This window comes from Streptomyces sp. NPDC029674, from assembly GCF_044903205.1.
GTDB lineage: Bacteria > Actinomycetota > Actinomycetes > Streptomycetales > Streptomycetaceae > Streptomyces.
Genome location: NZ_JBJDPY010000004.1, coordinates 1 through 20,151 on the forward strand (window position 1 = coordinate 1; position 20,151 = coordinate 20,151).

19 protein-coding genes and 3 pseudogenes are annotated in these 20,151 nt (G+C 69.2%); 5 read left to right on the plus strand and 17 right to left on the minus strand.

Translation table 11 applies throughout. The features are described from left to right. From ACI2L3_RS10470 to ACI2L3_RS10485, 4 genes are all read right to left on the minus strand, one after another. On the minus strand, positions 1 to 665 hold a 665-nt coding region (locus tag ACI2L3_RS10470), incomplete at its 3' end, for a hypothetical protein (RefSeq protein ID WP_404751945.1). A gap of 549 nt (positions 666 to 1,214) precedes the next feature. Next, a complete protein-coding gene (locus tag ACI2L3_RS10475; protein ID WP_404751946.1) occupies positions 1,215 to 1,583 on the minus strand; it encodes a hypothetical protein in 369 nt (122 codons plus the stop codon). 296 nt (positions 1,584 to 1,879) lie between these two features. Continuing rightward, positions 1,880 to 2,725: an ABC transporter permease gene (locus tag ACI2L3_RS10480; protein WP_404751947.1), complete on the minus strand. Its 846-nt coding sequence runs from the start codon at positions 2,723 to 2,725 to the stop codon at positions 1,880 to 1,882. Next, complete coding sequence (locus tag ACI2L3_RS10485; RefSeq protein WP_404751948.1) at positions 2,722 to 3,630, minus strand: ABC transporter ATP-binding protein; 909 nt, start codon at positions 3,628 to 3,630, stop codon at positions 2,722 to 2,724. The genes ACI2L3_RS10480 and ACI2L3_RS10485 overlap by 4 nt, the downstream gene beginning before the upstream one ends. 308 nt (positions 3,631 to 3,938) lie before the next feature. On the opposite strand from ACI2L3_RS10485, the gene ACI2L3_RS10490 reads away from it, so the two are divergent. Continuing rightward, complete coding sequence (locus ACI2L3_RS10490; RefSeq protein WP_404751949.1) at positions 3,939 to 4,364, plus strand: nuclear transport factor 2 family protein; 426 nt, start codon at positions 3,939 to 3,941, stop codon at positions 4,362 to 4,364. Between the two features lie 42 nt (positions 4,365 to 4,406). Here the strand turns inward: ACI2L3_RS10490 and ACI2L3_RS10495 are convergent. Then, positions 4,407 to 4,624: pseudogene (locus ACI2L3_RS10495) on the minus strand (IS630 family transposase); the annotation flags it as partial. 4 nt (positions 4,625 to 4,628) lie between these two features. Then, positions 4,629 to 4,865, minus strand: coding sequence for a hypothetical protein (locus ACI2L3_RS10500; protein ID WP_404751950.1), 237 nt, complete (start codon positions 4,863 to 4,865; stop codon positions 4,629 to 4,631). 160 nt (positions 4,866 to 5,025) lie between these two features. Here ACI2L3_RS10500 and ACI2L3_RS10505 point away from each other — a divergent pair, with 160 nt between their 5' ends. Beyond that, on the plus strand, positions 5,026 to 5,409 hold the full coding sequence (locus ACI2L3_RS10505) for a hypothetical protein (RefSeq protein ID WP_404751951.1): 384 nt from the start codon (positions 5,026 to 5,028) through the stop codon (positions 5,407 to 5,409). Continuing rightward, a pseudogene (locus ACI2L3_RS10510) lies at positions 5,345 to 6,122 on the plus strand (transcriptional regulator); the annotation flags it as partial. The gene ACI2L3_RS10505 and the pseudogene ACI2L3_RS10510, both read left to right, overlap by 65 nt. A 52-nt stretch (positions 6,123 to 6,174) precedes the next feature. On the opposite strand, the pseudogene cutA reads toward ACI2L3_RS10510, so the two are convergent. From cutA to ACI2L3_RS10545, 7 genes and pseudogenes are all read right to left on the minus strand, one after another. Further along, positions 6,175 to 6,501 (minus strand): annotated as a pseudogene (gene cutA, locus ACI2L3_RS10515) (divalent-cation tolerance protein CutA). A 277-nt stretch (positions 6,502 to 6,778) separates the two neighbouring features. Continuing rightward, positions 6,779 to 7,306 (minus strand): transposase, encoded by a 528-nt coding sequence (locus tag ACI2L3_RS10520; RefSeq protein ID WP_404751952.1) that lies wholly within the window; start codon positions 7,304 to 7,306, stop codon positions 6,779 to 6,781. Further along, positions 7,303 to 7,812: a winged helix-turn-helix domain-containing protein gene (locus ACI2L3_RS10525; RefSeq protein ID WP_404751953.1), complete on the minus strand. Its 510-nt coding sequence runs from the start codon at positions 7,810 to 7,812 to the stop codon at positions 7,303 to 7,305. Before ACI2L3_RS10525 ends, ACI2L3_RS10520 begins: the two co-directional genes overlap by 4 nt. Beyond that, complete coding sequence (locus tag ACI2L3_RS10530) at positions 7,809 to 8,132, minus strand: STAS domain-containing protein (protein WP_404751954.1); 324 nt, start codon at positions 8,130 to 8,132, stop codon at positions 7,809 to 7,811. Before ACI2L3_RS10530 ends, ACI2L3_RS10525 begins: the two co-directional genes overlap by 4 nt. Next, a complete protein-coding gene (locus tag ACI2L3_RS10535) occupies positions 8,075 to 8,512 on the minus strand; it encodes a helix-turn-helix transcriptional regulator (RefSeq protein WP_404751955.1) in 438 nt (145 codons plus the stop codon). The genes ACI2L3_RS10530 and ACI2L3_RS10535 overlap by 58 nt, the downstream gene beginning before the upstream one ends. Positions 8,513 to 9,036: 524 nt before the next feature. Next, the gene (locus ACI2L3_RS10540; RefSeq protein ID WP_404751956.1) at positions 9,037 to 10,236 is read right to left on the minus strand and encodes an MFS transporter; all 1,200 of its coding nucleotides are present in this window, start codon (positions 10,234 to 10,236) and stop codon (positions 9,037 to 9,039) included. Between the two features lie 100 nt (positions 10,237 to 10,336). Then, positions 10,337 to 10,891, minus strand: a complete 555-nt coding sequence (locus tag ACI2L3_RS10545) for an SRPBCC domain-containing protein (protein ID WP_404751957.1) — start codon at positions 10,889 to 10,891, stop codon at positions 10,337 to 10,339. 76 nt (positions 10,892 to 10,967) lie between these two features. Here ACI2L3_RS10545 and ACI2L3_RS10550 point away from each other — a divergent pair, with 76 nt between their 5' ends. Together ACI2L3_RS10550 and ACI2L3_RS10555 are read left to right on the plus strand one after the other, a co-directional pair. Next, on the plus strand, positions 10,968 to 12,935 hold the full coding sequence (locus ACI2L3_RS10550) for an SIR2 family protein (RefSeq protein WP_404751958.1): 1,968 nt from the start codon (positions 10,968 to 10,970) through the stop codon (positions 12,933 to 12,935). 101 nt (positions 12,936 to 13,036) lie between these two features. Continuing rightward, entirely contained in the window at positions 13,037 to 13,339 is a 303-nt protein-coding gene (locus ACI2L3_RS10555) for a hypothetical protein (RefSeq protein WP_404751959.1), read from the plus strand. A gap of 76 nt (positions 13,340 to 13,415) precedes the next feature. Here the strand turns inward: ACI2L3_RS10555 and ACI2L3_RS10560 are convergent, their stop codons facing one another. The 4 genes from ACI2L3_RS10560 to ACI2L3_RS10575 are packed head-to-tail and all read right to left on the minus strand — an operon-like array spanning position 13,416 to position 20,125. Continuing rightward, positions 13,416 to 16,085: an NACHT domain-containing protein gene (locus ACI2L3_RS10560; RefSeq protein WP_404751960.1), complete on the minus strand. Its 2,670-nt coding sequence runs from the start codon at positions 16,083 to 16,085 to the stop codon at positions 13,416 to 13,418. A gap of 32 nt (positions 16,086 to 16,117) precedes the next feature. Then, positions 16,118 to 17,359: an FG-GAP repeat domain-containing protein gene (locus tag ACI2L3_RS10565; protein ID WP_404751961.1), complete on the minus strand. Its 1,242-nt coding sequence runs from the start codon at positions 17,357 to 17,359 to the stop codon at positions 16,118 to 16,120. A gap of 36 nt (positions 17,360 to 17,395) precedes the next feature. Next, entirely contained in the window at positions 17,396 to 18,337 is a 942-nt protein-coding gene (iolE, locus tag ACI2L3_RS10570; RefSeq protein WP_404751962.1) for a myo-inosose-2 dehydratase, read from the minus strand. 39 nt (positions 18,338 to 18,376) lie between these two features. Then, entirely contained in the window at positions 18,377 to 20,125 is a 1,749-nt protein-coding gene (locus tag ACI2L3_RS10575; protein WP_404751963.1) for a pyranose oxidase, read from the minus strand. Positions 20,126 to 20,151 lie beyond the last annotated feature (26 nt).

The following is a 20,151-nucleotide window of genomic DNA, read 5'->3' on the forward strand; positions in this document are numbered from 1 at the left end:
ACCACCGCGGGCAGCTGTCCCTGTTCGACGTCGTCCCGGTCGATCCGGATGCCGAACAGGCAGCCGACGGCCCGATACACGGCCGGCGCCCAGTCCGACAGGCCCATCTCCGACCACGGACGGGCCGGAGGAGCGAGCCGGGCATGGACGGCACCGTAGGCAGCGAGCCTGTCGTCAAGAACGGACAGGCGGGCCGCGGTGTCTTCGGGAAGCGCGGAGTATCCGTCCATGAAGGCCGTGCCGAAATCAGCCGACCATGCCATCCGGTCGTCGGCCGGAGAGGAGTAGACGATCATGGCAGGCGCATCGTGGCGGTTGAGCGTCACGCACACCATCTCCTCTCCTTCACGGGACAGAACGTCATCGTTGTCGAACTGGGACAGGAACACCGTGGCCGCGTCCCCGTCCTCCAGGACAAAGGACCAGTCACCACTGGTTCCGACCATGGCGAGCGACCCTTCGACGTCGTCCGGGACGGTGTAGTCCCGGTACGCGACCGGCGTACCGGTCGTGACAGCGCCCAGGCGGTCGAGCCACACGGACGTGTCAATGCCGCGTATCGCGGTCAACGAGATCCCGTCACGCATATCTGGTGTGTCGCGAGACGGCGTGTCGGCGTAGGCGTGCTCGCCGATCCAGGAGAGGTCGTGGTGGTCGTTGTGCATACCCCCACGGTATCCGCCGGTCCGGGTCAGAAAATCAGCTCGCCGACAGGAAGGCCGCAGGCGACGCCTGTAAGGGCAGCGGCCACGGCCTGGTCTTCAACACCAAGGACGAACGGCTGAAACCGATCATCGACCAACGCAGAGAACAGCAACGGTCGCGACGGCCGTGGCGGGTGTACGAGGTGACCTGCCCCGACTGCGGCCAGGAACCCGAGCAGCGGTGCACCACGTTGGGCGGCCCGCACCGCTCACGGGTCGAACTGGCCAAGGAATACACCCGATTGAAGAAGGCGCACTCAGGTGTTGCGCAGAGCGGAGACGTGCCAGTCGCCGCGTTACCGGCGGCTTCTTTCCCGACGACGCGGGGGCGGGGTGAGCTTCACGCCCGCGAGGACGAGTGGGCGCAGGTCCGCGTCCGACAAGCCGCCGCCAAGGCCCACCGCGAGCCGGCCGCGCAGTCGGCCGACGGCGTCCCGGACGCGCCCGGTGGCGCACTTCTCCAGCCTCAGGGGAAGTTGGCCCGCGGCCATCAGCGCGAAGGGCGGTCCGCTACTCGTCGAGGGTCGCAGGCTCTGGGTCAGGCACGGGCTGGCCGACGTCGGATGACCAATTGGGGCGGAAGCGTTCGACCAAGGCTGTGAAGTCGTTCCGCAGATACCGAGAATCGCACGGCATCAGCCGGATCTGCTGGCGGCTGTCAGCCCACCAGATCTTGAATTCGGCAACCGTGCCTTCCGCTGGCCAGTCCTCGATCTCGCCCGACAGCCACAGGGCATCGACAAACCCTCCGACGCTCAGGCCGATTTCCACGAAGATCCCGATCGTACCGGGCCGGGGAACCTTCACCACGGTGCCTTCAAATACCTGCCCGAAGCGCAGGCCCCTCCGGATCCGAGTCCACTCGGCATCTGTCACCACGAACAGATCATCGCACCTTCGTTCGGGGCGCCGCCATCCGGGACTCAACGTGAACCGAACCAGCGTCCCCTCACGATGGTCGCCTCAGCGACACGGCACTGCCGCTACTTCTCGTGAACATCCACGGGCCAGATGCCGACCAGCCGCTGCTGAAACCCATCAACAAACGCTGCTGCTGAACGTGAACAAAGCCACCCCTGGTGACACGATGAGTTGGCACGATCGGTGGGACGTCATCCTGGTCGCGGCCGCCTTGGCTGGAGTGTCCGTACCTGGGCAGTCGGCCGACCCGCCTCTCACTGGTCCCGCCGTTGTGCGCTGGTGACGGCGGACACGGCTGCGGCGAGCGCCCACACCGCGTAGACGGTCCAGGCTCCGCCGGTCGTCCACGGGAAGTCGGTCTGGGGGGAGCCGACCTCCACGAGCCGCAACCACGCCTGGTAGAGGGTGGCGTGCCCGGCGACCGCCGACCAGTGGCGGCCGTCGGTGAAGATGATGGGCAGCACGAGGATGACCGTCACCGCGGCGATCATGGTGGCCGAGGTGTGCCTGATGATGGAGCCGATGGCCATGCCGACGACCGCGCACACGGGCGCGAGGAGGGCGGACCCCACCACGACCCGCAGGGCACCCGGGTAGCTGATCGAGATGCCTGCGCCCCGGCCGTCGAGGATCGCCTGTGTCAGCCCGAACGAGGCCCCCGCGACAATCGAGCCGAAGACGGTGGCGACTGCCGTGACGACCACCGTTTTGGCGGCCATCACAGATCGGCGGGCCGGAACGGCCGCGAACGTCGTACGAATGGTGCCCGTGCTGTACTCGCCGATGATCGCGACGGCGCCGATGGCACCGAGGGCGAGCATCATGACCATGGCGGCGTTCGCCGTGAACGCCTCCTGCAGCGGAATTCCGGCCCGGACGTAGTCGGCCCGGTCCGCCGCGCTCCGCTCCGGCCAGTAGTTGTAGGTGTCGTAGGCGGTTCCCACGTTGAACGCGATGACGGCCAGGGCGGTGGCCCCGTACGCGATCCAGGTCGAGCGCAGCGACCGAAGCTTGATCCACTCGGCGGCCACCAGGTCGTAAAAGCGGGCGCGGGGTTCGTCGGCGCCAAGGCCGCCAACGGGAGCGTACGTTGTGGTCACTGGGGGCCTCCTGCGAGGTATTGCACGCTGTCCGCGGTGAGCTCCATGAACGCCTCTTCCAATGAGGAGGACCGGGTGCTGAGGTGATGCAGCGGAATACGGTGCTCCATGGCGATCTCACCGATCCGGACCGCGGTCACACCGGTCACAGCAAGCAGGTCGCCCGTCGTGTCCACGGCCGCGCCCTCGGCCGTCAGCAGATCTCTCAGGACAGCAGCGGCGGGCGTGCCCACCGTGACGCTCTGCCCAGTGCCGCGAGCGGAGAACTCCGTGAGGCTCTCGGCCGCGATCAGCTCGCCGCGGCCGATGACGATCAGTTGGTCGGCAGTGTGCTCCATCTCGGACATGAGATGGCTGGAGACGAACACCGTGCGGCCTTCGGCGGCGAGATGCCTGAACAGGTCGCGCACCCACTTCACGCCTTCCGGGTCGAGGCCGTTGAGCGGCTCGTCGAAAAGCAGCACCGGTGGGTCACCCAGCAGGGCGGAAGCGATGCCGAGCCGCTGCTTCATGCCGAGCGAGAATCCGCCGATGCGGCGCCGGGCGACCTCGGCGAGGCCGACCTCCCGCAGCACCTCCTCCACCCGGCGCTGCGGGATGCGGTTGCTGCGGGCCAGAGCGGACAGCTGTGCCATCGCGCTGCGCCCGCCGTGCACGTCGTGCGCGTCGAGAAGGGAGCCGACATGACGCAGGCCGCGGGTGCGGTCGCGAAAGGAACGGCCGTCGACGGTGACGGTGCCGCTGGTGGGCTCATGCAAGCCGAGGATCATCCGCAGCGTGGTGCTCTTGCCGGCGCCGTTCGGACCGAGAAACCCGGTCACCTGGCCGGGCCGCACGGTGAAGGTCAGATCTTTGACGGCCGTCATGCCGCCGTATCGCTTCGTGAGCTCGTTGACTTCGATCACGGGGACAACGGTGCCGGTGGGCGACCCCGTCCGTAATCGGACCACCGACGGCAATCGGAAAGGACGCGTGTCAACTCTGGTTGTACGGCCACGGTCGGATGTGCCGTCAGATGCAGGTGCTCACGATCAAGGCATGTCCGCCTCACCGCCGCTGCCGTTACCACTGCTCAAACGCCTACCGTCGGGCCTGTGGGCGGTACGGCCTCCGGGTGCGGACAGGAGATGGTGGAGTACGAACTCGCTGGCTAAGGGGGTGTTGTCGAGACATCGCCAGCCCCTTCGCCTGTGGTCGCCTAGGGTCGGCGGGCATGTCACAGCAGAGCCGCAGCATCGTCCAGAACGCTTGGAAGGCGTTCGCCAGCCACGACGCTGACCGCATCTCCGCGGTCTTCACCGAGGACGCCGAGTGGCTCGCGCCGCCAGGCAACGCTACTGCCATCGCGCTGGATGCCCCCAGCCACATGGTCGGCAGGAAGGCGATCGTGCGCTTCCTCGCTGAGGATTTCCCCCGCTTGTTCGTGCGTGACGTCACAGTCACCTTCCACGAGTTCCACGCCGTCGGCGAGCGGGTGGTCGTGGAGGAGACCATGACGGCGACTCTGGCCAACGGCAACCACTACGCCAACGACTACTGCTTCGTTTTCGAGCTCCGGGACGAGCTGATCCACCGGGTGCGCGAATACATGGACACAGCCCGCGGGCACCGCATGGTCTTCGGAGAGGTTCCGTCGTAGTCATCCTCTGCCTGGCCGCGGTGCGCTCAGACCCCGCCGAACAGCAGAGTCGGGCCGGGCGGCACGGATCGACTTCAGCGCGGCCAGCGTGTTCCCGGCGCCTTTCTTGCGACGGTTGACACCCCACAGGTTGTCGTCGCCGACCGAGTAGCAGCGGTGGAGTAGCGCACCCCGTGGGTGCGGTGGTAGGTGGCGGGCACCCGGTCGGGGTGTCCCTAGTCAGCCCAGCAGCTACCGCCGGTGGGCCGGATCCGTATGGGGTGCCTACTCCGCCGGGTCCTCGTCAGCGTGCCGCACGGCCTTCTTCACCGCCTGCTCGACTTCGTGGCGCGGCTGGCCGGTGTCGTTGGCATGCGCGGTGACGGCGGACTGGAAGGCGGCCGCTGCCTCGAACCAGCTGCGCCACTGCGCCTGATACTCGTCGCCGACGAGACCCGCGAGCTTCGCTCGCGCTTCCTCACAGGAACGTTCCAGCTTGATCAGTTCATCGGAGTCGGCCACGGACATGGACCTTAGGGCGGGTGCCGTCCGTCCTGTTCGATGAGCTGGTCGTGTCATCGCGCTGGGCGCCGCGGTCTGCCGGTACGACCTTTGCGCTCGCCCGGGTGACGCTCCACCCGAACCAACCCCGGCGGCCGGCGGGCCTCGGTATCAACGGGGCGTGATCAAGAACTGTATGCGGGCGGCGCTGGCCGCAGCGTTCCTCGCCCTGCCCATCAGCAACATGTCCCCGGCTTCGGCCGCTGACGCCGCCCCGGTCGCGCTCCCCACGACGCTCAAGCAGGCGGTCGCCGCCCTGCCGACAGCCGCGGAGTCGCGGGAGGGGTATCAGCGCACCCGTTTCAAGCACTGGATCGACGAGGACCGCGACTCCTGCAACACCCGGAACGAGGTCCTCATCGCCGAATCCCGCACTGCCCCGGTCACCGGCCAGGGCTGCAAGGTCACCGGCGGCCGGTGGTACTCCTACTACGACGGCGAAGGCTCGGGTCGAGTCGCACCTCGACGCGATCACCGCAGCTCTCCCCCGCGCCGGTGCCCATGAGCGAGCGCTGACCATCGCGGCGGGGGAGACAGCAGCTCTTGCCGGGTGGGTCGCCTGGGATCTGGGCCAGCACGATAGGGCCGACGCCTATTACGGGGTGACCTCGGAGTGCGCGCAAAAGGCCGGACACCCTCCTCTGCGCGCCTTGGCGCTGGGCTACGCCAGTTACGGTGCCGCCACTCCGACCAAGGCGCTGGAGATGCTGTCGCAGGCAGCTCAGGATGTGCGTGGGCGAGGCAACGCAACCGCTGCAGCGTGGGTTTTAGGGCGATATACGGAGGAGGCGGCTCAATCAGGGGACGATGCCGGCGCCCTCCGAGCCCTGGACCAGGCGCGATTCGCTTACGACTTTGCCGACCACACGAGCGAGCAGGCGTGGGTCCGGTTCGTGACGCCGTATCGCATGGACTCGCTGACTCTCTCGGTGTACGGAGAACTGCAACGTCAAGAGCTGACGGCCACAGCAGACTCCGCGGTCGAGCGCCTCGGTAAGGAACTGCCTGACTCCGGAGTGGTTGTCCTTGGGGACCTGGCGTCGGCACTTCTGCGTGGCGGCGACGTAGATCGGGGGGCCGACGTCGCGCACCAATTCGCAGCGGCAGCGGAGTCGAAGCCGAACACCATGGGGCGAGCAGCGGGCGGAGGCCATCGCTGCGGGGCTCCCTGACGCGGAGCGCGATCTGGCCAGCCACCTGCTGACGTTCGCGTCGTGAGGCGTTTTCGCGTGCTGGCTCGCTAAGAGCGATGCGCTGGAGGGGCTAGATCTTATTGCGGGTGCGTCTCGTCGACCACCCAGGACAAGTACGCCTCCGACCCTCGGGTTACGGGCAGCGTGACCCACTGGGGGACTTCGTACGGGTGCTTCTCATGCAGCCACGCCTCCAGCGCTGGGAGGCGGTCTGCCGACGTCATGTACGAGATTCGCCACTCCTGTGCCGACTCGACCTTCCCCTTCCATCAGTAGAAGGCGGTGATCGGCGCATCGATGTGGACGCCGGCCGCTAGCTTGCTCTCAACCGCGCCTCGGGCTAGAGCCCAAGCCTGATCTTCGTTGTCACTGGTCGTCTGCGCGATCACGATGTCGTGCTCCATGGGGCTACCTCTCCAGCTCGGGTTACTGTGACCCTACCCAGACGCGCGACAACCGCCGGGCGGTGGTAGTCCTGTGAGGGCTGCGCGAACTCCGCTTCCGCCTCGATCACCTGTCGGTCCCTGCGACCTGCCTTACGACCTCCAGGTATCGGAGGTATGTGTATCTCAAGGGGCCTGCGACGGAGCACTGCCGGTCGGTGCGATGTGTGCATTCGCGGACGGCAGATAGGGAAATGCCCTGAAAAACCTGGTTACTGACCTGCAAAGCGTGATGTCGTCATGATGGTTGGCGTCGAAGGCCAGTGCCGGTGAGGCAGCCATCGAGGACGTCGTGGCGGTACTGAAGCTGACGTAAGCCGCGCCGGACGGCAGTGATCAGGTCGTCGGGGTCGGCGAACGCGCGGTTGGCCGTGGTGGTGCGTCGCAGGACGGACCAGGTGCCCTCGACCGGGTTGAGGTCGGGTGCGTAGGGCGGGAGTTGGTAGACCGTGAGCCAGTCACGTTCGGCGATGTAACGGCGCATCCCCGCGGTGAGGTGGGTGTTGAGGTTGTCCCAGACCAGCACGATCGGGCCGCCGAGCTGCTGGTGGGCGGTCTGGATCAGGTCGCGGTAGTCCTTCCGGGAAAAGCTCTTGCGCCCGTCGGGCCGCGCCTCGGGGCAGGGCCGGTGGATCAGCCGCGATCGTTTGCCGGTCTTGCAGCAGGCCGGGGCAGCCACCGATAAGCGGCGGCGTGAGCGGCCCCGGACGCGGACGACGGGGATGTGGCCGCGGCGGGACCAGGTGCGGGTGGTCGGCGGCGTCATCGAGAACCCGGCTTCGTCCTCGAAGACGGGCCAGGCGCCGAGCGCCGCCGCGGTCCTTCCACCTGGGGCCAGGTCTCCTTCACCCAGCCGGCCACCAGGTTCTCCTCCCGCTCGATCGCACGCCGGGTCGGCACCTGACAGCTCCAGCCGTGCCGCTTGAGCAGGGCGGCCATCCCTTGCACGGTGTAGCTCTTGTGGAACCGGCGTCCGATCAGCGTCTTGATCCGCGCCAGGGTCCAGGTCTGGTCCGGGCCAGCCGTGTGCCACCAACGCTGTACTGACCGGAGGCTGACCCTCAGGTCGTGGGCGATGACCGTGTTCTCATCACCCTGCCTGAACCGCTCGGCCGCTTCCAACCGCAACTTCTCACGGAAGGCCCGCCGTTCGTCGGTCAGCCCGCCCCCTCGCACCGTGCCGCCCTGACAGCCGTGCTCAATCCCCCGCTCTGCGACGCTCGGTGAGTAGAGCAAGATCACGAGCATGCTGAGGGTGGTGGGTGAGGTCACTGCGGTGTGATCGTCAGGACCCTGTGCAGTCCGTTGTGGTGGAGGGCGTTGTGGACCGGGGCGCTGGCGGCGGTGATGGCGAGGCTGCCGCCGACATGGTCGGTGGCGTGCCGGATGCCGAGGATGGTGTAGAGGCTGCCGTTGTCGCAGTAAGTGATGCCGTCGAGGTCGACCATCAGGTGCCGTCCGTCGCTTCGCAGGGTGCGGACGACGATGTCGCAGAACTCGCTGATGCTGCCCACATCCAGTTCGCCGACGAGTGTCAGTGTGACGGAGTGGTGGGCGTCGGGTGAAGTTCGATGGATGACCAGCTGTCCCATGCGCGGGTCCCCTTTTCGTGGGTCTCCGCGTAGCCGGTGCCGGCGGAAGGGGCAGACGGGGGCGTGCCGTCTTTCGAGGAGTCCCCTGCGGGGCCTTCGTCTGCCGGGTGGCTGGTCAGCAGATCGAGCAGTGCTCGGAGAGAGTGGCCAGCCAGGAGCGGATGCCGGAACGGGCCGTCCAGGTGGAGCGTGTAGCGGGTGCGTCGTCCCTCCCGCTCGCGGCTGAGATAGCCGGCGGTTTCGAGGTCGCTGACGAGCGTCTGGGCGGTGCGGTCGCTGACCTGGCAGGCCGTGGCGATGTCCTGTATGCGCGCGGTGGGGTCGCGGGCGATGATCAGCAGCACCCGGGTGTGGTGGGTAACAAAGGTCCACTCTGCCATTGGCGCCAGCCCCTTGGACGCGAACACCTGCAATCTGCTTCACCCATTATGGGGCAGGCTCGGGGTCGGGGGAGGCGATCTGCAGCATCATCGGCATGGCACCGAGGCTGCGCACCGGTATCGAGCATTCCGTTCGCGGCAGTCGGGGCCATCGAGACCATCCGGGGGGCGCCTTTCGCCTCGGGTTGGAACGACCGTGGTGGCGGAGGGAAGCCGTGAGTGCCTGCCTTGCGCCTTGGGATACCCGGGGTGGCGCCCAGGGCCCGGGCCCGCCTGCTCAGCAGGCACCTCGTCGACGGCCCATCAGCGCCCTCTGGGGCAACCTCAGCAAAGCGGCCGAGCCGTGCGTCTCCCGTCACCGCTCGTGCCTCTACGAGACCTTCGCCGAGTTGCCGCCGGAGAAGGCTCCGTCTCCGGCACCGGCCGAGAAAGGGTAGCCATGGCCCTCAGGGCACCGTTTCGCCGCCGCATCCCCGCGTACGGGCTTTGGCATGAAGAAACCCCGCTGAACTGCGGTAACGCGTTCAGGGGGTCTTCTCTGTCGTGCGTACCGGGCGTCGCAGCAGATAGACCCCCGCAGCCGACACCAGCAGAGTCATGCAGGCGATGAACACCAGCCCTGCGCCCTCCAGGCCGATGGGGCTTGCCAGTAGTCCTACGCCGATGACCGGTACCGAGATGCCCGTGTAGGCCACTACGAACAGGGACGAGATCACCGCTGCCCGCTGGTTCGGGTCGGAGGCCTCGGCCACCGCGGTCAGTGAACCGCGGAACGCCAGGCCGTGGCCGATTCCGCCGACGATCGCGCTCAGCACCACCAGTGGCAGCAGCTCCCACCACAGCGCGCCTGCCAGCAGTGCGAGGCCCGCGAGGAGTGCGGCGCAGCCCAGTGGGAGTGATCGGCGCAGGCCGATTCGGCCGACGGCCAGTTGGCCCGCGGTCGAGGCGAAGAAGGCCAGTGCGACGACCGACCCGCTCCCCGCGTGGTTGTGCACGTTCAAGGACTGGGCGAGGAAGGACGGGCTGACCGATGTGAACACACCGAACAGGGCGAACCCTACGAAGGTGGCGGTCGCCGCGGGACCGAAGACTGCCCGCACCCGTGGGGGAAGGCCGGGCCGCTGCGGCCGGACGGTTCTCAGCGGGCGCCGCTCCCGCACGGTCTCCGGAAGCCGCAGCAGGATGACGGCCGAGCAGGCCACCAGGGCGAGATGGACGGCGAACGGCAGGTACAGCGGCCAGTCGGCGTACTGCGACAGCACCCCGGCGAGCAGTGGGCCGCAGCCGAGGCCACCCATGTTGGCGGCGGTCGCGAGGAACGTGGCCCGCGAGGTGCCGCCGTGCGGTGCCAGCTCCAGCACGTACGCCGTGGCGGCTCCGGTGAACAGGCCTGCGGACAGCCCCGACAGCAGTCGCCCCACGTACAGCCAGCCGAGCGTGGTCGCGCACAGGAAGCAGACGGCACTCGCCGTCGCGGCGCCCAGGCCCCACAACAGCACCGGTCGTCTGCCCACGGCGTCCGAGGCGTTGCCCGCGAGCAGCAGCACTCCGATGACGCCGACCGCGTAGACGGCGTACACGACGGTGACCGTGAGCTCGGAGAAGTCGAACTTCTGCTGGTAGAGGCCGTAGAGGGGGGTGGGAAGGGTCGTGCCGGCCATGCATACGGCGAAGACCGCCCCGCTGAGCAGGCACCGGCGCCAGCCTCGAAGATCACCGTCCATACCGCCGACGGTAGCCCCGCCCCGCGTCGCTCGCGGTTTGGCGCCGCCGTCCGTGGGCAGCACGGTGGAGCGCGCGGGCCGGGGGCAGTACAGGGGCCCGTCAGGCGTCCCGTCTGTCGGAGGCCGCCTTGATCAGGCCCGTCAGCCAGGCCTGGTGGCCGTTGAGCATCGGGTTGGGGAGCTGCCGGGCGAGTTCGGCGGCGGGCCGGCCGATCTGTGTCTCCTGGGTGAGGACTCGTACGCGGCCGCCGGGCAGGTCCTCGACCAGCCAGGCGTGCAGCACGTCGAGTCGTTCCTCGGGCGTTCCGTCCTGGTCGGCGGTCCAGGACAGCCGGCCGGGGACGCCTTCTGCCGGGGCCTGGTACTCGACGACGCGGGCGTTCTGGGTGCGCACGGTCTCGAAGCCGACAGGGTCGAAGGTGAAGGTGACGTCGTCCTTGAGGACGGGGCCGCCGCCTGCCGGAAAGGAGATGGCGGTGATGTTGTCGTAGTACGACTCCCACGTGGAGGTGTCGGTCAGATACCGCCAGATGTGGGCGGCGGTGAGGCCTTGGACGATCACCTCGTTCGAGACGAAGTTGTCGCCGGTGCCGGGCAGATATCGCTCGGGCCAATTGATGGCGTTTTGTGTTGTTCGTGACTTTTCTGTAGTCATGGGCTCACTCATACCCGCGGCTGCGAGCGCCGTATCCAAGAGGCGTTCCGGTGGCCCGCGGCGCACAGTGGAGGGCATGCAGGACGACGGCAGGCCGACCGTGGCAGCGGCGGTGCGCGGTCTCGATCCGATGGTCTCGCTCGCCATGTGCGTGCACGCCGGGCCCGGCGTGTACGCGCTGTTGCTGGGTGCGGGCATGTCGCGGGCCGCCGGTGTGCCCACGGGGTGGGAGATCGTCACGGACCTGGTGTACCGGGCCGCCGTCGCGCAGGGCGCGGACGAGGAACTCGCCGTCGCCGATCCGGAGGCCTGGTGGGCCCGGCACGGGGACGGGGGACCGCTCGGCTACTCCGCCCTGCTGGAGGCTCTGGGCGATACCCCCGCTGCCCGGCACAAACTGCTGCGCGGCTACTTCGAGCCGGACGCCGAAGGGCGGGTGAACGAGGAGCGGGAGAACGGGGAGCGGGAGAACGGGGAGCGCGAGGACGGCCGCAAGCGGCCCGGGGCGGCGCATCACGCGGCGGCCCGGCTGGTGGCGCGCGGCTCGGTGCGCGTGGTCCTGACCACCAACTTCGACCGGCTCACCGAGCAGGCGCTGGCAGCCGCGGGCGTGCAGCCGCAGGTCATCCACAGCCCCGACAGCCTCCGCGGGATGACGCCGCTGGCGCACGCGCGGGCCACGGTCGTCAAACTGCACGGCGACGTGACCGACCTGGAGGCCCGCAACACCGAGCGGGAACTGGGCGAGTATCCGGCGGCCTGGGCCGGTCTCGTGGACCAGGTGCTCGACGAGTACGGGCTGATCGTCTGCGGCTGGTCCGCCCAGTGGGACCACGCGCTGGCTGCCTGCTTCGACCGCCGCGCCACCCGCCGGTACCCCCTGTTCTGGGCCGCCCCGCACAGCCCGCAGGGCAAGGCCGCCGAACTCGTCGCCCGGCACGGAGCCGTGGTGGTCCAGGGCGTCACGGCGGAGGAGCTCTTCCCCGGGCTGCTGGCCCGGGTCGAGGCCCTGGAACATCTGACGGAACCCGCGCCGACCCGCGAGCTGTCCGTGGCCCGCCTCAAGCGCGCGCTGCCCGACCCCGTACGCCGTATCGATCTGCACGAGCTGGTGGACGCCGAGGTGACGCGGGTCGTGGAACGCCTCTCGGACGGCGGCAGGTACCCACCTGGCGAAAGCGCCGCGGACCCGGCGGCGTACCGGGAGCGGCTTGAGCGGTACCGGAGCGACTGCGAGACGCTGCTGCACCTACTGGCCGTGGGCGTGTTTCACGACGAGGCCGGGGCGCACGCACGGGTGTGGGTGCGTGTGCTGCAGCGGCTGTCGAACGTACCCGGGGAGGGCGGTGAGGAGGAGGGGGCGGGGGCGACGGGGTCCGGGCTGCACCTCTACCCGGCTCTGCTCGCCCTGTCCGCCGCAGGCAGCGCCGCCGTACTGGCCGACCGCGACGAGCTGCTCGGCCGGCTGCTGCTCGAACCGGTCCTGGCGCGCCCCGCCAATCCGTATCCCTCCGGTCCGTATGCCTCCGGACCGTACCCCTCCGCGCCCCGCCCGGGCTCCGCCCGGGCCGTCACCGAGCCCGAGCCCGCCGTGCTTGCCCTGCGCGCGACGGGCATCCTTGGCTCCGCCGAGCTCCTCAACGCCCTGGTTGCCGTGCCGCATCCGCCGTCGCTCGTCCAGGCGTCGCACAGCACGTGGCTGCGCGAACGGCTGCGGGACGTGCTCGCCGAACCCGGTGCCGACAGCGACCGTACGATCTCCGACGCCTTCGACCGTTACGAGTATCTCTCCGCGCTCCTTCAGAGCGACCTGTCGGAAATCCCCGTAACGCTGGGGCAATTCACTCTTCCGGACCGTTGGGACGGCGAGGGACGGCTCCGGGCCGCGGAGCGGGTGCAGGCCCGTTTCTCCGATTCCTGGCCCATGCTCCGCAGCGGTGCGTTCGGCGGTGAAGTCCAGCGGGCGCACACGGCCGCGGCCGTCGTCGACGTCCTCTGCGCCGAGCGCTACATGGAGGCCGGGGGGCGTCAGCCGTTCCGGTGACGGCCTGTTTGCCTCTGGTGGCGGGGTGTTGAAGGCGGCCTTAGCGTTGGCCAAAGATCCGCCGGGACGAAGCCGTAAAAAGCCGTGAGGAAGGCAGACGCATGACGGACGATGCCGCCGACAACCGTTTCACGATCAGCGTGTGCGACGTCCAGGTGGACCTGCCGCACAGGGACGACGGCGAATGGACTGTGCGGGACATACTCGCCTGGGCCCCCGAGCACTCCGCGTGGCACACGAGGAAGAAGTGCCTCAGAAGCTGCGGGGGCAGCTGTCTGATCGTGCCCGAGGGGACGCTGGTCGAGGTTCCCAAAGGGGACGCCATGCAGGTCACGTTGGTCGCTCCGGCGGAGGTCGCCCGGCGGATCGCGGAGGGCCGCATGTGGGCCGAGAGCGGGACGTGAGCGGAGTGCGGGACGTGAGCGGAGTGCGGGACGTGAGCGGAGTGCGGGACGTGAGGGAAGAGTGGGGCGTGAAGGGTCATGCGCGGGCGGCGTCCGCCCCGGCCGTATCCCCCGCCGCCGTGGCACCAGTGACGATCCGGTCCCTGAACTCCGCATGACAGAACTGGTATACGGGACCGACGCGTCTGAGGACGCTGAGCACCCGGGCGTCCTCCATGAAGGACAACAGGTGGCGCGGCAGCCGTCGGGCCGCTGCGAGGCGTAGACCGGCCTCCCGGTAGGCGAAGTAGGCGGTGCTCGAAGCGGCCACGAGTCCGGCGGCGAGCCCGAGCGCCAGATTCGCTTCCAGGGTCAGCAGCCACTCGCCGACGACCTCCACACCGGGGAGGTCACTGTTCTCCAGATCCCACCGGACCGTGATGACCCACTTGACCAGCGGCGGTACCACCGCGAACACCATGAGCGCGACGGCCACCGTGCGGTCGCCGCGCACGGTGGACTGCGGGGTCTCCTGTTCGAGGTCGGCAGGGACCCGGGCCCAGCGCAGAACCGCCAGGCCCGCCCCGAAGAGGACGCCGAAGAACACGCCGAGGCCGCCTGTCGCGGTGCACCGCACCCACCAGGGCAGATCGGACGTCCAGGGCGCCACAAAGGCGAGCGCGATCCCCAGGCTGATGCCCAGCAGCACCCCTTGGCCCAGACATGCGGGCAGCATGGCCCACAACAGGCGCTTCGGGGCACGGAAGTCGAGACGAGTGGGGCGGGACGAGCTGTCGGTCAGCTGGAGGCCGGCCATGATGACGACGATCAGCAGAAAGACGCAGGCGCGGAAGGCCGCCCGCTGACTGACGAAGGTCACCGCCTCGGACGGGTCGATGAACGAGACGTCCGTGAGCGGCCGCCCGGTCATCTGACGCACCGACAGGTACGAGAGGGAACCGGCGAGTTCGGCGCCCAGCCAGAAGAGCAGGACGAACCCCAGGATTCTCCGCACCCGTTCGGCGCGGTGCCCCGCGGCGCCCGGCCGCCACCTGACCCGTCGGCAGAGCAGTGACAGACACAGCGCGCCGATGGCCAGCAGCGCCATGAAGAGGACCCAGGCGACACTCGCCCTGAGCCCCGTGTACGGCGCCACACCCACCTCGGTCTCCGCGCCCAGGCGTTCGAGTGCCCTCGCCCAGTGCTCGATCACCGCTCCCACCCCTGCGGAGAGCGGAAGGACGAGGGCGCATCCGATACCCAGACGGCGCGCGACGGCGCGGGCATCAGTCCCCGCGCCGGGCGCCCGGGTGAGCCGGATCACCACCGCCGCCGCGACGCCGGTGGTGAGCGTGATGGTCAGGAAGCAGACAAGCCGCGCGAACGGCGAGAGCGCCCAGTGGAAGTACTCGCCCGCCATGCATCCCGCCCCGAGCCCCAGGACCGCACCGGCCACCGGGCCGGACAGCGGACCCGCCGGATCCGGTCTCAGCGTGCGGTGCAGTTCCCACCAGGCGATGTCGTCCGTGCCCTGCCGTTTGATGTGTGCGGCGAGGAAGGCGAGTGCCGTGCGGGCGTCGTCGGGCCGCCAGCGGGCGGCGGCGGTGCGGCGCACGTCGGGGACCGACGGGTCCGCGGCGGTCGGCTCCGCGGAGAAGACCGCGGGGACCAGTGCGTCGAGCAGATGGTGCTGGAGGCTCTTCGCGTCGGTGCAGCGGGTCAGTTCGGCGGGGTCACTGGCCGGTGAGGCGTAGACGGTGCGGGCGAGCCAGATGTTCAGCGGCACCGACAGTGCCTGGGCGACGGCGCCTTCGGGGTGGCGGGTGAGTTCGTCGATCAGCGGTTGCCACGCGGCGCTGCGCCGGGGCGGGACGGCGCAGCGCAGGTAGTCGGCCACGTCCGCCGCCTCCACCGGTTTCGCGATGACGACGGCGGCGGCGGTGATCACATCGCTCTCCGCCACCATCTGGTGGTATTCGGCTTGGCGCGAGGTGAGGATCAGTGGGCCGTGCACGGCGATGGCGTGGTTGAGGGCGGCCAGCGCCTGGGGGTGCGACTGGGCGGGCAGTTCGTCGAGGCCGTCCAGGACGGGCAGGACGCGTCGCTCGGCAACCAGTTTGCGTGCGGCGTCGCGGCCGTACGTCTCGTGGTTGCGCAGCGCCGGATAGTCCTCGTGGATGCGGCGCGCCATCCAGTCCAGGAGCGGCTCCTTGCGGGGGTTCCAGGGGGCCAGGTCCAGCAGGACGGGGACGGGCTCGTCGGGTTCGGGGGCGCGCAGGAGTTCTCGTACGAGCAGGATCGCGAGGGCCGTCTTGCCGGCGCCGGGGTCTCCGAGGATGACGAGGCGCCGGCGTGGCAGGGCACGGAAGGCCTCGGCGAAGGCGTGGATGTTGTCGCTGCGGCCGGAGAGAGTGCGGCCGACCATCCGCGCGTGGTCGCCGGCTTCCGTCTGGCCACTGTGCCAGCGCACGGCCAGCGGGTGGGGGTCCAGCAGGCCCTGTGCGGCGGCTTCCTCCGTGCACTGGCGGCGCACCATGGCGGCGAGCGCCTCAGCGGCCTGTTCCAGCTCCGCCTTGGTGGCGGGCGCGGCGGGGCGCGTCCGGTGCCACGACCAGCTGAGCAGGCCGGCGGTGGCCGAGATCAGGACGCTCAGCGAGGTGGCGGCCGCCTGCGCGCCCGAGCCGACCACGAGCGCGACCACGGTGGCGAGCGCCGCGAAGCCGACCGCTCCGATCAGCCAGGGCCACCACGACCGGTCACTTCTCATCGCTTTCTGTCATTTCTCATGACGGAGAGTATTCACGTGTCGTTGCGGAACAGGCAGAGTTTGGCGTCCTCGGCGAGGAAGTATTTGTCGACCTTGTACGCGATGGTGGCGAAGTCGAGCCGACCGTCTCCGTTGAAGTCGCCGATGGCGATCCGCGCGGCGCTGTCCGAGGACACCCGCCACTTGGTGAACACGCCGGCGGCGATGTCCAGCGCCTTGTAGTAGAAGACGCCCTGCCAGGGGTGCGGCCCGCGCAGGGCCACCAGGAACTCGTCGTCGCCGTCGTTGTCGAAGTCCGCGCAGATGATCTGGTGGCTCGGGCCCTCGCCGAGTTCGTTGGGGTCGCCGAAGACGTCGAGCACGATCCGGCGCCAGGTCGCCTCGGCCACGGGGGTGCCCGGGCGTTCCTTGATGTACGCCGCCACGGTGTTGCCGTGGAAGGGCTCCGTGGCCACGACGTAGGCGTGCGGGTCGTCGCCGATCCTTCCGGCGCCCACGTCGCCGCTGCCCTTGAACCCGGTCTGCTCGAACCGTTCGTGTTCGCCGGTGCCGATGTGCGTGGTGGTGAACCGGTGCTCTCGTACGTCGTAGTGGAGCCAGGTCACGCCCTCCTCGGAGGCGAGCAGGATCGAGTCGAGGTGCTCGCTGCCGGGCAGCGGATTCCGCTGGATCTCCACTCCGTGGATCATGCGGAAGTGGCTGTCGTCGATGACGCGCTTGTCCCAGGGCTGACGTACGTCGTTGTTGGGGCTGAACAGCACGACGGGGACGAGGGCGTGGACGTGTCGGCCCCCCACGGTCGGCAGGGCCATCAGCTCGGGCTTGCGGGTCTGGGTGAAGTGGCCGAGGCGCAGCCGGTGCATGGCTGTCTCACGGCCGATGTAATGCCGCTTCCAGCGTGTCTCGGAGTTGAACTTCCCGGTGTTCTCGATCCAGTCGATCTTGCCGCCGTCGGGGTCGGGGTCGTCGATGCGCCCACGCTCGCCGTACAGCTCGTAACAGACCACGAGGTCCGGATAGCCGTTGCCGGTGATGTCCCCGAAGTGGGCGCCGATCGGCATGTGGAAGCCGTCGGCGACCAGTTGCCGTTGCCAGCCGGGGTTTCTGTACCAGTAGATCTCGCCGAGGTAGAGGCCGTGGCCGACCAGGTCGGGGCGGGTGTCGCCGTCGATGTCGGGGGCCTCCAGCCAGTAGCCCTCGATGAGGTTGTCCTGGAGGACCTCCCGGGTGAACCGGGGGACGCGGATGTTCAGGGAAGAGCTTGCGACGCCCATGAGGGTGCCTTCCGGAAAGGGGGATGGTCGGATACGTCAGCCCAGGGCCTCGGCCAGGTAGGCGCGGGCGGTCCGGGCGTAGTGGAGCGGCGGGTGTCCCCCCTGCGGGTCCTGCTCGGCCTCCACCACCAGCCAGCCGCGGTAGGAGTCACCGGGGCGCAGCACCTTGAGGACGGCGTCGAAGTCGATGTCGCCGTCGCTGTCACCGGGCACCGTGAAGATGCCCGCCTCCACGTACTCACGGAAACTGCCGTCGGCCAGGGTGCGGTCCGCGCGGACGGCGCCGCGGACGTTCTTCAGGTGGATGTGGGTGACGCGGTCGCGGTGCCGTTCGATGATCTCCGTCGGATCGGCGCCCGCCCAGGTGAGGTGGCCGGTGTCCAGGAGGAGGCCGACGTGGTGCGGGTCGGTGTGCCGCATGAGCCGGTCGATGTCCTGCTCGGTCTGTACGCCGGTGCCCATGTGGGGGTGGTACGCCAGCGTGAAGCCCTGGCTCGCGGTGATCTCGCCGAGCTTGTTCAGTCCGTCGCACAGGTCGGCCCACTGCTCGTCGGTGAACTCCGGCTTGTTGCTGCGCAGGCTGAGCGCCTGCAGATGCACGGACTCGCCGAACTCGGCGACGCCGATGGTGCGGGTCCGCACCGGCGGGTCACCCGCGTTGAACCGCTTCAGGAACTCCAGGACCTTCAGCAGCTCGCGGGCGCTGCGCGCGGCGCCGTCGGGCACGGTGAAGTACGTGCTCACCCACGGTTCGCTCACGCTCAGGCCGCGCAGGTGCATCGCGGCGGTCAGCGCGTGGACGTCTGTGGTGAAGGTGTGACCGATGCTGCACCCCTCGAACCCGGCGAGCGCGATCTCGCTGAGGCACTGCTCCATCGGGATGTCGTTGCCGATGAGTGGGAAGTCGTCGTTGGTCCAGCAGGTGGGGGTGATGCCCAGGTGGATGCCGTCCGGGGGCGGGGGGAAGTGTGCCGGCATGGTGAGGTCCAGGGGTGGGTCGGTGACCGGTGTCCGGGGTCAGTGCCCGGGGTGGCCCTTGACGATGGTGTCGGCCGCGTGCACGGCCGTGGCGACGCTGGTGAGTGTGGGGTTGGAGGCGTTGCCGAAGGGGTGCAGGCCGTTGCCGCCGAGGTAGAGGTTGTCGATGTTCCACACCTTGGAGTACTCGTCGACGACGCTGTTCAGCGGATTCGCGCCCATGCGGGTGGCGCCCGCGATGTGCAGCGGCAGGCCGGGGGTGAGGAAGACGGGCTCGGAGCCGGGCATGAAGCCGCCCAGCGCTGAAGCGGTGCGCAGCATGTGCTCGTTCATCCGGTCCGTCTCCTTCCGTTCGGCTTCGTCGAGGCAGAAGTGGAAGGTGGGCTGCGGCATGTCGAAGGTGTCGCGCAGGGAACGGGAGAAGGTGACCTTGTTCTCCGGCCGGGGCCTGGAGATGCCGAACCAGCGCAGATCGACGATCAGCCGGGGGTCGACGTTGGGCGGTACGGCGCCGTAGGTGAAGGCGTCCCGGTGGATCTGGCAGTGCCAGGGGCGCTGTTCGGTCACCAGCAGGGCCAGGTTCGGGTCGCGCTCGTCGGGCGGGAAGGGCACCGGGTCGGCGCACTTGTCGCCGGAGTGCAGGCGCTTCAACTGGGCGGCGCGGTAACGGGCGACGCGGTCGGCAGCCGTCCCGGCCGGATCGTCGCCGCCGCCGGACGCGCTGCCGGTTGCGGTGCCGGGGGTGGCGCCGGATTCGGCGCGCAGGATCTCCTCGATGTGGTCCATGTGCTCCTGCTGCAGCACCACCTGGCAGAAGGACATGGGCTGTTCGGTCAGATAGCGGCCGAGCGCGGGGAGTGTGACGCCGGAGTTGAACAGGAGCTGCGGCGTCGGGATGACGCCGCACGCCACCACGTACGTCTCGGCCCGCAACCGCACCTCTTCGCGTACGTCGCGCAGGTTGCGCACCACGGCGTGCCGGACCTTCTGGTGCTTGCCCGAACCGGTGATCTCAAGGCGTACGCACTGGTGCTCGGGCAGCAGCGTGAACGAGCCCTGCGACGGGGTGTGGGCGGGGTCGGCCAGCTCACCGAGGACGGTGTCGGCGGCCGACCACGTCACCGCCGACGTCTGCGCGGAGTCAGCACGGTCGCTGACCGCGAGCGGCAGCTCGGTCACGTCGTCGAGCCCCTCGCCGGCCCGTTGCAGCACGCGCTTGACCAGCAGGTGCCGGGCGGAGGAGGCGAAGACGGAGGTGTTCCTGGCCAGCAGGGACTCCGCCTCGTCGTAGAGCTTGTCCATCTCCTTCTCGTCGATGGGATAGTCCTGGCCGCCGTACCGCCGTTCCACCTCAGGGTGGAAGCGGGGCACCGCGCAGGTCCAGTGGGTGGCCATGCCGCCCACCGCGTACGTCGCCGCCGCCGCGGGCAGGTTGAGGTGCTTGCGCTGCTCGGGGTTCTGATTGCGCAGCGAGAAACCGGCGTACTTGTCCGGGTCGTACGAGAACGCCGATGGATCGAGCGTGAGCACCGGCTCCCTGTTGGTGGCGGTCGACAGGGGGAGCAGGTTGCCCTTGATGACGGACACGAACAGGTCGATGTTCTTCTGGAACAGGTAGCTGTTCTTGAGGTGTTCGCCGTAGCGGCGGGAGAGCTGGGCTCCGGCGTCGATCATCAGGACGCTCCGGCCGGCCTCCACCAGCTTGCGGGCGAAGGTGCACCCGACCGGTCCGCTGCCGATGATCAGTACGTCGGCCTCGTGGGCGATGGGCCCATCGATCCCGTTCATGGACGTCCTTTCGCCCTGATGCCGAC